This window comes from Brooklawnia sp., from assembly GCF_049651565.1.
In the GTDB taxonomy this organism is placed as follows: domain Bacteria; phylum Actinomycetota; class Actinomycetes; order Propionibacteriales; family Propionibacteriaceae; genus Brooklawnia.
The window spans coordinates 1-12,884 of record NZ_JBASCI010000142.1; the positions used below are offsets into that span (position 1 = coordinate 1).

The window sequence follows — 12,884 nt, forward strand, 5'->3', positions numbered from 1 at the left end:
TCGCCTGCCGGGCGAGCATCGCGGCGCGGTCCCGATCGGTGGGGTCCGGCTCGTTCAGGTCGGTGGCCGCGCTGGCGGCCTGCAGTCGTTCGGTGAGCTCGCCCAGCCCTGCCCGGTCGGCCGCCCGCTTGCTGCCTGCCGCAGCGATCGCCTGCTCAAGTCGCTGCGCCTCGGCGCGGGCGTTTCGCCCGGCCTGCGCCAGGCTGGCGAGTTGTTCGGTCAGCGCCGACATCCGGGCGTCCGATTCGTGGAGTCGTTCCAACGCGACTCCGGTTGCCTGCTCGGCCTGGCTTAGGCGCTGCCTGACCGCCGAGATGGCGAACCTCGTCCGCTCGGCGGCGTGGCTGAGCTCGGTCAGTTGCCAGCTGGCCTCGTCGATGCTGGCCTGCACCTCGAACAACGACGGTTGGTTGCTCGACCCGCCACCCACCAGCCAGGTTGAGATGAGGTCACCGTCGACGGTGACCGCGGTCACCTCCGGGTGGGTGGTGACCAGGGACTGGGCGGCGGTCAGGTCGTCGACCACTGCGACCAGGCGCAGCAGGCGACACAGCACGGGCCGCACGTCCGGGTCGGCGTCGATCACGTCGATCGCCCACCGGGCATCGTCGGGCAACGCCGGCCAGGCTTCGTCAAGCACCGGCGCGTCGCCGAGCAGCATCACTGCGCGGCCGAGGTCTTCCGACTTCAGCCGTTCGAAGGCGCCCAGCGCGGCCGGCAGGTCTGTCAGGGCCACCGCCTCGATGGCCGCGCCCAGGGCTGCCGACACCGCGGTCTGCCAGCCGGGTGCCACAGACAGCAGGTCCGACAGCGGACCGAGCAGGCCCGCGACCGGATCGCCGGCGAGTAGCGCGCCCGAGCCGTCGCGGCGTTGCAGGCCCACCCGTAGCGCGTCGATCCGGGCGCGCAGGGTCGCCATCTGCTGTTCAGTTGCGCGTTCCTGCTCCTGCAGCCCGACTAACTCGGCCTGGGCGTCGGCCTGCGCAGCGGCGGCCTGCTCGTATTCGGCGTCCAGGTCGGATTCGCCGGCGCTCACTCCGGTCAGCCGGCCCTCCAGTTGGTTGAATTGATGCTCGGCGTCCTCGGCGCGGCTGATCGCCTCGGCCAGCCGGGACGCCAGTCTCGCCTCCTCCTCGGCGGATGCCTCCAGCCTCGACTCGAGCGAGTTGACCTGCCCGGTCAACTTTGCCAGTCCCTCGCGACGGTCGGCGATCGCCCGCAGCTGGGACGCGTACTGCCGGGCAGCGAGGGTCTCGGCCTGCTCGGCCTCGACGCGTCGGCTGGTCGCCGTCGCCAATGCCTGTTCGGCGAGTCGCACCTGCTCGGCCAGTTCAGCCTCCTCGGCCTGCACCTGCTCGGCTTCCCGGTCGAGGGCTTCGGGGTCACGTCCACTGCGCGCCACCGGTTGCTGGGCGCCATGCCGAACCCGTTCGGCGGCCACCTGGCGGGTGGCGTTCACCCGTTCGGCCAGCGCGGACAGCGCATACCAGTTCTCCTGGGCCGCGGTGATCTGGGGCTTCAGTTGCTCGACGGCGTGCTCGGCAGCGTTCTCGGCCTCCCGAGCGGCAGCCAACTCCGCTTCGGCGCGCTGGCGCTGCGCCTTCAGCGCCAGCTCGGCCGCCCGGTCGGATTCCAGTGCGGCCCGGGCCTGGGTGATGTCGTCGGCCAGCAGCCGGGCCCGGGCGTCCCGCAGTTGGGTCTGCACGCTGGCGGCCTTGCGGGCGACCTCGGCCTGACGGCCGAGCGGCTTGAGTTGGCGCCGGATCTCGGTGAGCAGGTCGGTGAGCCGGGCCAGGTTCGTCTGGGTCGACTCCAGCTTGCGGACCGCCCTGTCCTTGCGCCGGCGGTGCTTGAGCACGCCGGCCGCCTCTTCGATGAAACCGCGTCGGGCCTCCGGGCTGGCCTGCAGGATCTGGTCGAGTTGACCCTGGCCGACGATGACGTGCATCTCGCGGCCCATGCCGGTGTCGCTCAACAACTCCTGGACGTCGAGCAGGCGCACGGTCTGGCCGTTGATGGCGTACTCGGAGCCGCCGGTCCGGAACAGGGTACGGCTGATGGTCACCTCGGTGAACTCGATCGGCAGCAGGCCGTCGGTGTTGTCGATGGTGAGCGAGACCTCCGCCCGGCCCAGCGGACCCCGGGCGGTGGTGCCAGCGAAGATGACGTCCTCCATCTTGCCGCCCCGCAGCGACTTGGCGCCCTGTTCACCCATGACCCAGGCCAACGCGTCCACCACGTTCGACTTGCCGGAGCCATTCGGCCCGACAATGGCGGTGATACCGGGCTCGAAGTTCAACGTCGTGGCCGAGGCGAACGACTTGAATCCCTTCAGGGTCAGGCTCTTGAGGTACACGCTCAGCCGACCCCCGCCGCGGGTCGACTGGGCCGCCGCGTCGTCCGCGGTTGCTTGTCCGGGATCGCCCGGAAGGTCCACACCTTGTTCACCAAGTAGTTGATCGGCATGGTCAGCAGGATGGTGAACAGCTGCGCCCAGTAGGCGCGCGCCCGCAGACCCTCGTGGTCGTTGAACGGAGGACTGGGCAGGTAGATAGGCGAGGTGGGGTTGGTGAAGCCGACCTTCAGCGCCGCACCGACGGCAGCCGCCACCAGGCCGATGGCGAAGAACGGCCAGAACTCCTCCCACCAGCCGCGCATCCGGTCGCGCTGGAACGTCCAGACCCGGTTGAGCTGGAAGTTCCAGACGTTCGCCACCAGGAACCCGACGATCCACACCAGCAGCGTCCAGCGGAAGGCATACGGTCCGGGCAGGTCGAACAGGATCCGGTTGTCGTTGCTGACGCCGCCGTTGAGCTGGGTCATGATGTAGGCGACCACCAGGTTGACCACCACGCCGGAGCCGCCGACGATGCCGAACCTGATGAACTCCAGCAGGGTGTGACCCCAGTCGCGGCGTCTGGAATCCGCTTCACTGCCCATGGCGAACCAACCTATCCCCAATAGCTGCCTGCTGGCTTGTGGCCGGCTGTGTTGTCATCGCTTTTCGCCGGGACGCCTGGGCCGCCGCTGGCAGCGCGGACAACGGAAGGATGAGCGGTTCATGAACGGTTCGCGGACGATCGGGGTACCGCACCGGTCGCAGGGCTGCTCCTCGCGGCCGTAGACCGCCAGCGATCGTCCGAAGTAACCCGACGAGCCGTTCACATCTACATAGAGGGCGTCGAAGCTGGTGCCGCCCTGGGCCAGCGACTCGGCCATCACCTCACGGGCGGTGCCGAGCAGTTCGGTGGCCCGACGCTCGCCGAGGGTGGCCGTCGGCTGGTCGTAGTGGACTCGGCAGCGCCAAAGGGTCTCGTCGGCGTAGATGTTGCCGATACCGCTGACCAGGGTCTGGTCGAGCAGGGCCCGCTTGACGGTCGAACGCTTGGCGCGCAGCCTCCGGGCCACCGCCGCAGGGTCGAAGCCCGGGTCGAAGGGGTCACGGGCGATGTGGGCGATCTGCGAGGGCAACTCCGCCCCGTCCACCGACAGCTGCAGGCCGCCGAACATGCGCTGGTCGACGAACCGGAGCTGGAACTGGCTGCCGATGAAGTCGAACAGCACCCGCGTGTTGGGCAGCAGCGCGGCGTCCTGGGGATCCCAGCGGAACTGGCCGCTCATGCCCAGGTGCACCAGCAGCGCGTCACCATCGTCGAACGGTATCCACAGGTATTTGCCGCGACGCCTCGGCTCGGCCATCGTCCGGCCGGCCAACTCGGCGGCGAAGCCCTCGACACCGGCCGGGTGGAACCGCACCGGACGGGGGTGCAGCACCTGCACTCGTTCGACGGTCCGCCCGGTGACGATGGGGGCCAGCCCGGCACGGATGACCTCCACCTCGGGCAGTTCAGGCATCCTGTTCGGACGCCTCGGCGTCCCTGGCGCGACGTTCGGCGTCCAGCGCCTTGAATGCGGTGGCTGCGGCCTGCTGCTCGGCCTGCTTCTTGTTCTGGCCATGGCCCGGCCCGAACCGGCGCTCACCCAGTACGGCCCAGGCGTCGAACCGCTTGTCGTGGTCGGGCCCGGACTCGGTGACCTGGTAGACCGTGGCGGGCAACCCGAGGGCGGCCGCCACCTCCTGCAGCGAGGTCTTCCAGTCCAGCCCTGCGCCAAGGGTGGCCGCGTGGTCGATCAGTGGGACGAAGAGGTGGTGCACCAGCCGCTCAGCGCCGGTCGGGCCGCTGGACAGGTAGGTCGCCCCGATGAGCGCTTCCATGGTGTCGGCCAGGATGGACGTCTTGTTCGCTCCCCCGGTGCTGATCTCACCGCGGCCCAGCTTGACCAGCCGGCCAATGCCGAGCTTCCGGGCGACTCCGGCCAGGCTGACCGCGCTGACGACCTTGGCGCGCAACTTCGCCAGTTGACCCTCGGCCAGGTCCGGGTAGGTGCGGTAGAGGTGCTCGGTGACTATCGCGCCGAGCACCGAGTCGCCGAGGAACTCCAGACGTTCGTTGGTCGGGATCTGCCCGTTCTCGTAGGCGAACGAGCGGTGGGTCAACGCAAGATCGAGGAGGTCCGCGTCCATCCGGACACCGAGCTCCTCGATCAGTGACGTGAATGACGGTGACGTCCGTGCGCCACCCCCAGCGGCCACGCGCAGGTCAGGCCTCGAGGACCTGACGACGATCGCCGCGCGGACCGTACTGGCCGCACGAGGGGCAGGCGGTGTGCGGTAGGTGCTGCTCCCGGCACGCGGGATTGGCACAGGTGACGGTCTGCACCGCGGTGGTCTTCCACTGCGAACGGCGGGACCGCGTGTTGCTGCGGGACATCTTCCGCTTCGGAACAGCCACGGTGGTTCTCCTTCATCATTGGTACCCGCGGCTGTGCGCGGGGCCGCTGTCGGCGAAATCTGTTGGCGCCCGTCGGGACGCACGCCTGCCTACCTTACCAACCGGCGAAGCGTCTGCAAAACAGTGGCTCAGGTGTGGTCGACCTGGTCCTTGAGCTCCAGCAGCGCGGACCAGCGGGGATCGACCTGCGCCTGGTGGGCGTGGTCGGGGTCGTCGTTGAGGACGAAGCCGCACTCCGGGCACAGGCCGAGGCAGTCCTCGCGGCACAGCGGGATGAACGGCAGTTCGAGGACGATCGCATCGCGCATCGGCTGTTCAAGGTCGATGTGCTCGTCGACGATGAACAGGGCGTCCTCCTCGGCGGGCCGGCCGGGGTAGTAGTAGAGGTCCTGCAGTTCGAAGTCGCGCTCGTCGGTCACCTCGGTCAGGCAGCGGGCGCATTCGCCGACCAGGCCTGCCGAGACCGTGCCGGTCGCGAGCACACCTTCGCTCACCGACTCCAGCCGCACGTCGACGTCGATCGGGCTGCCTTCGGGAACCCAGATCATTCCGATTCCGACGCCGGCTGGCGCGGGCATCTCGCTGCGGAAGGTTTTCATCTCGCCCGGGCGACGCATCAGTTCGTGGATGCCGACCACCCACGGCGATCGCGGGTCGAGGGGCTGGTACACGTTCACCCCGCCAGCCTATAGCCGCAGCAAAGAATGCCCTGGTGCGCGGATCACGGTAGAATGGCTGGCCACCCGATCGCCGCCGATCGGTGCACACCCTGCGCCATCCGGGAGGGCGTCATGACACGCGTTCATGCAGCCAAGGCCCACTCCGAGCCGATGCCCAGAACCCGAGCGAGGCTCGAGTTGAGCCGTCGCGGCAGGACACAGTATCCCGTGCGCCAGGTGGCACCCGGGGTGCACTGCGTCGGGCCCTGGGGATTCAGCCGCACCGTCGTCTACCTCGTTGGTTCGCCGGACTCGTGGGTTCTGGTGGACGCCGGTTGGCCCGGTGATGGGCCCATGATCCGGCGGGCGGCGGCTTCGGTGTTCGGGGAGGACGCCGCTGCGGCAGCTATCCTGCTGACGCACGAGCACCCGGATCACGAAGGGGACGCGATTGCCCTGGCTCGTCATTGGGGATGCCCGGTCTATCTGGGCGCCGACGAGATGCCCGTGGCAGTGCGGGACTTCGCCGCAATGCAGGCCACCGCGATGCCGCTGGACCGCTGGGTCATCCTGCCGATCATGCGCCTCATCGGGCGACGCCGCAGACAACACATCCTCGACCGGGCGAGCCTGGCGGAGGTGGCAGTCGGCCTCACCCCGGGTCAGCCGATCCCGCCGCTGCCTGGGTGGGATTGCGTCGCAACCCCCGGGCACACCGCTGGTCACGTGTCATTCTTGCGCCGCTCCGATGGCGTCCCGTTGAGCGGGGACGCGCTGGTGACCGTGGGGATCGACACGATCCGCGGGTTGCTGCGGCGACCGTCCCGGCTCTCCGGGCCGCCCTGGTTCACAACCTGGGACGCCGACCGCGCCCCTGAGTCGATCATGGTTCTGGCCAGTCTGCGGCCCCGCGTGCTGGCCGGCGGTCATGGCTTCCCGCTCACCGGTCCGGACACCGCCGACAAGGTGGCCGCGTTTGCGAACCGGTTGGCCGCCCACCCAGTACCTGCTGCCAGCGTGGGTGCGAGGGCTGCGCAGGCGTTCTGGGGTATCGGCAACAGGGTGATGGTTCGAGGCATGCTGAACGGCATTCGGCGGCGAGCCGAAGCCGGCTCGCTTCGGGCCTCCGGCCGGACCATCGTCAGCCGGGCGACCATCGCGCGGTCGCCAGCCGAGGTCTTCGACTACCTGGCCGACATCCGCCGTGAACGGGAGTGGAATGACAAGCTGTTGTCGGTCGAGCCGGCCACCGGCGGCCCGCTTCTTGCGGGCAGCCGGTTCAAGGTCCGGTTCGCCGGGCCGGTCGGCGACTCGGTCATCACCTACCACGAGGTCGACCGGCCCAGCCGGTGGCGGACCAGCAGCGCGTCCCGGATTCTTGACGTGCGCTTCGAGGGCCGCATCTGCGCCAGTGGTTCAGGCAGCGAGGTAACACTGCGCACCGTCCTGCTGCCGCGTGGCCCACTGCGACTGCTCGGGCCGCTGCTGGCGCGCACCCTGGCGACCAGTTGGGAGCACCACCTGGCCACCGTCAAGAGGCGACTGGAAGATGCGTCGGGACCTTGACGCGGTCAGCGGCCGACCTTGGCCAGCACGGCCTGGTTCACCGCGTCGGTGACGAACGGGCTGATGTCGCCGCCGTTGTAGGCGACCTCCCGCAGCAGCGAACTGGAGATGGTGCCGAACTCGCGGCCGGCCGGGAGCAGCACGGTTTCGATGCCGGACAGTTGCCGGTTGAGCTGGGACATCTGGAGTTCGTAGTCGAAGTCGGAGCCGAACCGCACGCCCTTCACGATCACCCTGGCGTCCTGTTGGCGGCAGAAGTCGACCAGCAGGCCCTCGATGACTGCGACCCGCACATTCGGCAGGTCGGCGATGGCGTCCTGGCACAGCCGGATGCGTTCGTCGAGGTCGAACATGTAGTTCTTGGTGGTGTTGCGTCCGATCGCGACGACGATCTCGGAGAAGACAGCGGCGGCGCGGCCGATGATGTCGAGGTGACCCCGAGTGATCGGGTCGAACGACCCGGGACATACCGCGCGGACAACTTGACTGCTGGGGTTGGTCATTGCTTCACCTCAGTCTGGGTGCCGGACGTCCGAAATACAACTGGGTCTCACCGTAGCGTCGGCTCCAGTGTTCGGGCAGGTTCTGTGGCCAGTGCGGTGCCGCGTCCCGCTTTGACCGTTCCACCGCGACCAGACCGTCATCGGCCAGCCAGCCCTCGGCGATCCGGGTCAGAACTGCATCGACCTCCCGGCCGGGCAGGTCGTAGGGCGGATCGAGCCACACCACGTCGAATACCTCCGGTTCGCCGGCCAGAAAGGTCGGCACGCTGCCCGGTTCCACCCGGACGCGTTCGCCCAGCCCGGTGGCCGCCACGTTGCGGCGGATCAGCTCGACTGTGTTGCGGTGGTTCTCAACCAGCACCGACAGCGTCGCCCCCCGACTGGCGGCTTCCAATCCGATCGCTCCCGAGCCGGAGTACAGGTCGAGCAGCCGAATGCCGGCCAGTTGCTCATGCACCGGCGCTTCCTCGCCACCCGCCCAACTGGTGAGCATGGAGAAGAAGGCCTCCCTGACCCGGTCGGTGGTCGGCCGTGTCCGCTCGCCGGCGGGAGCCCTCAGTCGAACACCACGGGAGCGGCCGGCGATGATCCTGGTCATCCGGGAAGCCTACCGGCGGGTGAAGGGCACCCCCGGGCTGGTCGGTCCGGCACCGAACGCTGCTCCGGTGCTACTGCTGACATCGGCGGGCGGGTTGCGCTTGAATGGGGGCATGGCAGACAACGAAAGTCCTGTGACGATCATCCCGGAGGATTCCTGCTGGGGATACCTGGCCTCCCAAGAGGTCGGACGCCTCGGTGTTAGTGCGCATGATGTGCCAGAGATCTTCCCGATCAACTACTACGTCGACGGGGAGTCGATCATCTTCCGCTCGGCCGAGGGCAGCAAGATGGATCAGCTTGCGCTGAACAACAACGTCGTGTTCGAGGTCGATGGCTGGACCGACGAGGGTGGCTGGAGCGTCATGGTGAAGGGCGTCGCGGAGCGCATCACCGATGAGCAGGAGCTGGCGCGGGCGAAGAAGGCTCCGTTGCTGCCTTGGATCCCCACGGTCAAGACGATCTTCGTGCGGATCAGCCCGACCATCGGGATCAGCGGTCGGCACTTCGTCTTCGGGGCCGAGCCGACTCAGGGCTGACCGTGGCCGGGCAAGATCGGTGTCGCCGACCTGATGGTCGACCGTTGATGCCGCAGGCGCCCTGGCTTGGCTATCGGCTGACCGACGTCATCGTTTGCGAACTGGCCGATCGACTGTCGAGCCAGGTCTGACCGGAGTCCGGGCCGCGCTGCCGCCGGCGGAACGCGTCGGTTTCGTCTGACACGAGGAGGCCAGCGGTGGTCGAGAAAGTGCGGCTGGGAGTGGTGGGAGTGGGCGCCCAGGGACGGCTGTACGCCGAACTGGTGGCGTCCGGACGCGTGCCGTCGCTCACCCTGACCGCGTTGTGCAGCCCCAATCCGGCGAGCAGGTCTATTGACCGGCACCAGCAGTTGGCCGACCGGCTCCACGTCCAACTGTTCACCGACCTGCGCGAGTTGCTCGACTCGCAGCGTGTGGACGCGATCGTCATCACCACCCCGCACTACGAGCATCCGCGGATCGGCATCGAGGCGCTCCGATCGGGGGTGCACGTGCTGGTCGAGAAGCCGGTCGGCGTCTACACCAACCAGGTGGCCGAACTGCTGCAGGTCGCCGACCAGCATCCCCACCTGACGCTGGCGGTGATGTTCAACCAGCGGACCAACCCGTTGTACGCCGAACTGAAGCAGGCGATCGACAGCGGCCGCTACGGACGGCTGCGGCACTCCAGCTGGCAGATCACCCACTGGTGGCGCCCCGACGCCTACTTCAACCTGTCACCCTGGCGGGCCAGTTGGGGTGGCGAGGGCGGCGGCGTCCTGATCAACCAGGCACAGCATCAACTCGACCTGTGGCAATGGTTGTGCGGGACGGTGGAGCGCTGCTTCGCCAGGGTGCAGTTCGGCTACCGGCGTGACATCCCGGTGGACGACGAGGTGCACGCCCTGGTCCAGTTCGCCGGCGGGCCCAGCGGGACGTTCATGACCAGCACCACCGACCTGGTGGGCACCGACCGGTTGGAGCTGCTGTTCGACCGGGCCAAGATCGTCGTCGACAACTCTGCCGACCTCTCGATCTGGGACTTCGTGGACGACGAGCGTCAGATCGCGCGCAGCATCAGCCCGGCCGACGCCGCCAAGGTGCCCTCCGAAGGTTTCGACCGCTCCCGGTTCTACCGCGTCCGCCACCGGCACTACTCCAGCGTGTGGGGCGAACAGCACGCCCTGGTGCTGGAGAACTTCGGCCGGCACCTGCTCGACGGGACGCCGCTGGTGGCCGACGGCCACGAGGGCATCAACAGCGTCCGGCTGGCCAACGCCATGCACCTGTCGGCCTGGACCGGCGAGGACGTCGACCTGACCGACTTCGACGGCGACCGTTACCTGGCCGAACTCAACGCCCGGGTCGCCGCCGAGGGGCGCTTTCCATTGCGTGACTGACGCTGCTCCTGCCCGCACAGGGGCCGGTCAGCTGCGCTCCAACCAGTCGGCGGCGGCGTTCATCTCGGTTGCAGTGACCAGATCCGCCAGCCAGTCGCTGCTCCGATCGGGGTCGGCGGCCACCAATTCCTCGGCGATCTGACGCGTCTGCGCTATCAGGTCGGCGTCGTCCAGCACGCTGAGCAGCCGCAGGGTGGAGCGTCCGCCGGTCTGGGTGGAGCCAAGGACATCGCCCTCGCGGCGCTGTTGCAGGTCTACCTCGGCCAGCTCGAAGCCGTCACGGCTGGCGGCGACGGCGGCCAGCCGCTGCCCCGCGCCCGAGTTGGCGTCCACGTGGGTCACCAGCAGGCAGACGCCCGGGTGGGCTCCGCGGCCGATCCGGCCGCGGAGCTGGTGGAGCTGGCTGATGCCGAACCGGTCGGCGTCCATGATCACCATCATCGACGCGTTCGGCGCGTCGACGCCGACCTCGATCACCGTGGTGGCCACCAGGACATCCAGTTCGCCGGCGGTGAACGCGGCCATCGTGGCGTCCTTCTCGGCGGTGGTGAGCTTGCTGTGCAACTTCCCGACCGACAAGTGGCGCAGCGGGCCGCGGGCCAGTTGAGCGTGCAGTTCGTCCACCGCGGCGCTCGGCGGGTGGTCGTCGTCGGCGAAGACGTCGGCGTCGCTGATGCTGATGCGTGGGCAGACGATGAAGACCTGTCGGCCGCGGGCCACCTCCTCACCGATCCGCTCCCAGGCGCGGCCGAGCCAGGTGGGGTGACGCCGCAGCGAGACCACGGTGGTCTGGACATCCTGCCGTCCGGCCGGGACCTCGCGCAGCGTGGAGACCTCGAGGTCGCCGAAGACCGTCATGGCGATCGAGCGCGGAATCGGGGTGGCGGTGAGCACCAGCAGGTGCGGGGCCAGTGCCGCCTTGCGCTGCAGCACGGCGCGTTGCTCAACCCCGAAGCGGTGCTGCTCGTCGACCACCACCAGCCCGAGCGCGTCGAAGACCACCTGCTCGGACAGCAACGCGTGGGTGCCGATCACGATGCCCGCCCGGCCGTCGGCGATCTTGGCCTGCGCTTCCCGCTTCTGGGCCGCGGTCATCGACCCGGTCAGCAGGACCACCTCGGTGGCGTGGTCGGGTGCGCCCAGCACCTGGCCGTCACCCAGGTCGCCGAGCAGCGCGCGAATGGAGTCGAGGTGCTGCCAGGCCAGCACCTCGGTCGGCGCGAGCAGTGCTGCCTGGCCACCGGCGTCCACCTCTGCCAGCATCGCCCGGAGCGCGACGACGGTCTTGCCGGAGCCAACCTCGCCCTGCAGCAACCGTTGCATCGGGCGGGGCCGGGCCAGGTCGGCGAAGATCTCGTCACTCACCGCTTGCTGGCCGGCGGTGAACTTGAACGGCAGCCGGGTGTCGAAGGCAGCCAGCAGCCGATCGTCGCGAGGCTGCACCGCAACCGCGACGTACCGGGAGGCGTCCGCCCGCCGGAAGGCCATCGTGACCTGCAGGGCCAACGCCTCGTCGAACTTCAGCCGCGCCACCCCGCGCTCGGCGCCGGCCAGGCTGTCGGGCCGGTGGATCTCGCTGTAGGCGTCCAGCAGCTTCAGCAGGCCCAGCCGTTCACGCAGCTCTGCGGGCATCGGGTCGGGGGCGTCGTCCAGGGTCTGCAGGGCGAAGTTGGCGCACTCGCCAACCCGCCATGTCGGGATCTTGCTGCTCGCCGGGTAGATACCCACCAGCCCCGAACGGCTCACCATTGCCGCCATCGACGACTTCTCCTGGCTGGCCCGGCCCACGATGTGGCCGCGGGAGTCGAGCATCACGAAGTTCGGGTGGGTCATCTGCAGCTGGCCCCGGAAGACACCGACCTTGCCGACGAAGATGCCCTTGACGCCCCTGCTCAGCTGCTTCTGCCAGAACGTCAGCAGGTGCTCCCGTCCGAAGAAGGTGGCCAGCAGGAATCCGGTGCCGTCGGTCAGGACGACCTCGAGGCGCTCCCGGCCGCCCCGCACGGGGGTCTTCGAGTGGCTCTGCCTGATGCCCATCGAGCTGACCATCGCCACCACCGCGACGTCCTCACCCGGCTCCAGCCCGCCCAGGTCGGTGGTTTCGGTGCCGGCCAGGTAGCGGCGTGGCAAGTGTCCCAGCAGGTCGGCCACCGTGCGCAGCTTCAGCGACTCCAGCGCCCGGGCGGTCGGTCCGCCAAGTACCGCACCCAACGGCTGGGCGAGCCTGCGGTAGACCTCGGTGCGCCACGGCGTCACAACGCGTCCGGCACCGGCCTGACCGCCGGAACCCTTCTTCTCAGCCACCTTGGCAGCCTATCCGCGGCCTCCGACAACGGTCCGGGTGCGCAGGACGGTGGGCAGGCGGCAAAACGCCCGCCACCGGCGGAACCGGATGACGGACGTAGCGGTCGTGCGGGGCCACCAGGGCCCGGGCTCAGCGGGTGACGACCCGGCCGGCCTTGATGCAGCCGGTGCACACGTGCAGGCGCCTGGGAGCGCCATCCACGACGGCCCGCACACGCTGGATGTTCGGGTCCCAGCGCCGCTTGGTCTTCTTCTTGGACCAGGGGACGTTGTGCCCGAAGCCGGGGCCCTTACCGCAAACTTCGCAGACGGCAGCCATGGGAGCACTCCTCGTTTCGGTCAACCACATATGGATCGTGAGCGTCCACCGGACGCAACCTGACGATCTTAGCCAACCGGCCACCAATCGCCCAAATTACCGAGTTGACTCATGCTGAATGCCCGCGTGGGCGGGGTCGTTGCCTCATCCAAGGATGCCCGCCTGGGTGGAACCATGATGGATGGAGCTCACCATGACCCAGCGACGAGCGGTGTTGCAGTCGCA

General features: G+C 68.9%; 13 protein-coding genes. 3 read left to right on the plus strand and 10 right to left on the minus strand.

The window, feature by feature from the left end:
- The 6 genes from smc to WBL05_RS06780 form a co-directional block, all read right to left on the minus strand.
- The coding region (gene smc, locus WBL05_RS06755) for a chromosome segregation protein SMC (protein ID WP_424224653.1) at window positions 1-2,356 on the minus strand (2,356 nt) is incomplete at its 3' end.
- Window positions 2,357-2,358: 2 nt separating this feature from the next.
- Window positions 2,359-2,940: a GtrA family protein gene (locus tag WBL05_RS06760; RefSeq protein ID WP_424224654.1), complete on the minus strand. Its 582-nt coding sequence runs from the start codon at window positions 2,938-2,940 to the stop codon at window positions 2,359-2,361.
- Between the two features lie 54 nt (window positions 2,941-2,994).
- Window positions 2,995-3,855, minus strand: a complete 861-nt coding sequence (mutM, locus tag WBL05_RS06765) for a bifunctional DNA-formamidopyrimidine glycosylase/DNA-(apurinic or apyrimidinic site) lyase (protein ID WP_424224655.1) — start codon at window positions 3,853-3,855, stop codon at window positions 2,995-2,997.
- Window positions 3,848-4,525, minus strand: coding sequence for a ribonuclease III (gene rnc, locus WBL05_RS06770; RefSeq protein ID WP_424224657.1), 678 nt, complete (start codon window positions 4,523-4,525; stop codon window positions 3,848-3,850). Before rnc ends, mutM begins: the two co-directional genes overlap by 8 nt.
- A gap of 76 nt (window positions 4,526-4,601) precedes the next feature.
- A complete protein-coding gene (rpmF, locus tag WBL05_RS06775) occupies window positions 4,602-4,793 on the minus strand; it encodes a 50S ribosomal protein L32 (RefSeq protein WP_424224658.1) in 192 nt (63 codons plus the stop codon).
- A gap of 128 nt (window positions 4,794-4,921) precedes the next feature.
- Window positions 4,922-5,410, minus strand: a complete 489-nt coding sequence (locus WBL05_RS06780) for a YceD family protein (RefSeq protein WP_424224669.1) — start codon at window positions 5,408-5,410, stop codon at window positions 4,922-4,924.
- Between the two features lie 270 nt (window positions 5,411-5,680).
- On the opposite strand from WBL05_RS06780, the gene WBL05_RS06785 reads away from it, so the two are divergent.
- Complete coding sequence (locus WBL05_RS06785; RefSeq protein WP_424224660.1) at window positions 5,681-7,018, plus strand: MBL fold metallo-hydrolase; 1,338 nt, start codon at window positions 5,681-5,683, stop codon at window positions 7,016-7,018.
- Between the two features lie 5 nt (window positions 7,019-7,023).
- Here WBL05_RS06785 and coaD read toward each other — a convergent pair whose 3' ends face one another.
- Together coaD and rsmD are read right to left on the minus strand one after the other, a co-directional pair.
- A complete protein-coding gene (gene coaD / locus WBL05_RS06790; RefSeq protein ID WP_424224662.1) occupies window positions 7,024-7,521 on the minus strand; it encodes a pantetheine-phosphate adenylyltransferase in 498 nt (165 codons plus the stop codon).
- A gap of 4 nt (window positions 7,522-7,525) precedes the next feature.
- A complete protein-coding gene (gene rsmD, locus WBL05_RS06795) occupies window positions 7,526-8,119 on the minus strand; it encodes a 16S rRNA (guanine(966)-N(2))-methyltransferase RsmD (protein ID WP_424224664.1) in 594 nt (197 codons plus the stop codon).
- A gap of 112 nt (window positions 8,120-8,231) precedes the next feature.
- On the opposite strand from rsmD, the gene WBL05_RS06800 reads away from it, so the two are divergent.
- Window positions 8,232-8,657 (plus strand): pyridoxamine 5'-phosphate oxidase family protein, encoded by a 426-nt coding sequence (locus WBL05_RS06800; protein WP_424224665.1) that lies wholly within the window; start codon window positions 8,232-8,234, stop codon window positions 8,655-8,657.
- Between the two features lie 197 nt (window positions 8,658-8,854).
- Window positions 8,855-10,036 (plus strand): Gfo/Idh/MocA family protein, encoded by a 1,182-nt coding sequence (locus WBL05_RS06805; RefSeq protein WP_424224666.1) that lies wholly within the window; start codon window positions 8,855-8,857, stop codon window positions 10,034-10,036.
- Between the two features lie 27 nt (window positions 10,037-10,063).
- On the opposite strand, the gene WBL05_RS06810 is transcribed toward WBL05_RS06805, so the two are convergent.
- Window positions 10,064-12,340, minus strand: coding sequence for an ATP-dependent DNA helicase RecG (locus WBL05_RS06810; protein WP_424224667.1), 2,277 nt, complete (start codon window positions 12,338-12,340; stop codon window positions 10,064-10,066).
- Between the two features lie 130 nt (window positions 12,341-12,470).
- Entirely contained in the window at window positions 12,471-12,659 is a 189-nt protein-coding gene (gene rpmB, locus WBL05_RS06815; RefSeq protein WP_424224668.1) for a 50S ribosomal protein L28, read from the minus strand.
- Between the last annotated feature and the right edge of the window lie 225 nt (window positions 12,660-12,884).